Annotated in this window: 1 protein-coding gene; it reads left to right on the forward strand. The window is 57.8% G+C overall.

The window, feature by feature from the left end; all coding sequences use genetic code 11:
- Positions 1-96 precede the first annotated feature (96 nt).
- Entirely contained in the window at positions 97-1,296 is a 1,200-nt protein-coding gene (locus LRX75_RS23215; RefSeq protein ID WP_231816930.1) for an IS256 family transposase, read from the forward strand.
- Positions 1,297-1,361 lie beyond the last annotated feature (65 nt).

The raw sequence follows: 1,361 nt of genomic DNA on the forward strand, positions 1-1,361 counted from the left end.
GATCGTGTCCCAGCGAGTGGTGTAGCTGGATTTCGTAGCCATCGGTAATTTCCGGTAGGGTCGGGTTGCTTAGAACCAACCTGAAGGACACCACCGATGACCGACGATATGATGAACCTGCGTTCGCTTGTTGAGAAGAGCGCAGATGCGGATTTGCTGCGCGATATGATCGGCTTTGCCGCCGAAAAGCTGATGGCACTGGAAGTTGGCGCTGCGACGGGTGCGGGCTACGGCGAGAAAAGCGCGCTTCGTGTTGCCCAGCGCAACGGCTATCGCGATCGAGATTGGGAAACGCGGGCGGGCACTGTTGAACTGCGTATCCCCAAGCTGCGGACGGGCAGCTATTTCCCGAGCTTCCTGGAGCCCCGTCGCATGGCTGAGAAGGCACTGACCGCCGTTATCCAAGAGGCCTATATCCAGGGTATCTCGACACGCTCGGTCGATGACCTCGTTAAGGCCATGGGCATGTCGGGCATATCGAAAAGCCAGGTGTCGAGGCTTTGCGAAGAAATAGACGTCAAGGTCAAAGCGTTCCTCGACCGACCCATTGAAGGCGAATGGCCATACATCTGGATCGATGCGACCTACCTCAAGGTCAGACGCGGCGGCCGTGTCGTTTCTGTCGCAGCGATCATCGCCGTGGGTGTCAATGCCGATGGACGTCGCGAGGTGCTTGGGTTGGAGATCGGCACGTCCGAGGCCGAGCCTATCTGGACAGAGTTCCTGCGAAAGCTGACGCGGCGTGGCTTGAGAGGTGTAAAACTCGTTATCTCCGATGCCCATGAAAGCATCAAGACTGCCGTCAGCAAGGTGCTGAATGCGACCTGGCAACGTTGCCGGGTTCACTTCATGCGCAATGCCCTGGCGCATGCGGGGAAGAGCGGGAGGCGCGTCGTCTCCGCCTTCATCGCTACTGCGTTTGCTCAAGAGACGCCTGAGGCCGCCAGCACGCAATGGCGCAGCGTCGCTGATCAGATCAGACCGAAGGTGCCAAAGCTGGCCAACTTGATGGACGAGGCCGAGAACGATGTGCTGGCCTACATGACCTTTCCCAAGCAGCATTGGGCCAAGCTGCACTCAACCAATCCCATTGAGCGCCTTAACGGTGAAATCAAGCGACGGACAGAAGTGGTTGGCATCTTTCCAAACGATGATGCCATCATCCGGCTCGTCGGTGCTCTACTGCTGGAGCAAAACGACGAATGGGCTGTTCAACGTGCCCGCTACATGACGCTGGAAACTATCGGGCAAATGAGCGATGAACCACTCATTAGCTTGCCAGCAGTGGCGCGATGATACTCTTCCGGCCCTTCGGAATGAGCCGTGGTCGTATAAGCTACACCACGTCCTGGGACACGATC

The sequence above is a fragment of the Rhizobium quercicola genome (genome assembly GCF_021168455.1).
In the GTDB taxonomy this organism is placed as follows: Bacteria; Pseudomonadota; Alphaproteobacteria; order Rhizobiales; family Rhizobiaceae; genus Ferranicluibacter; species Ferranicluibacter quercicola.

Coding starts and splice junctions, on each gene's coding strand:
- LRX75_RS23215 (WP_231816930.1), top strand. CDS start 97: ATGACCGACGATATGATGAACCTGCGTTCGCTTGTTGAGAAGAGCGCA.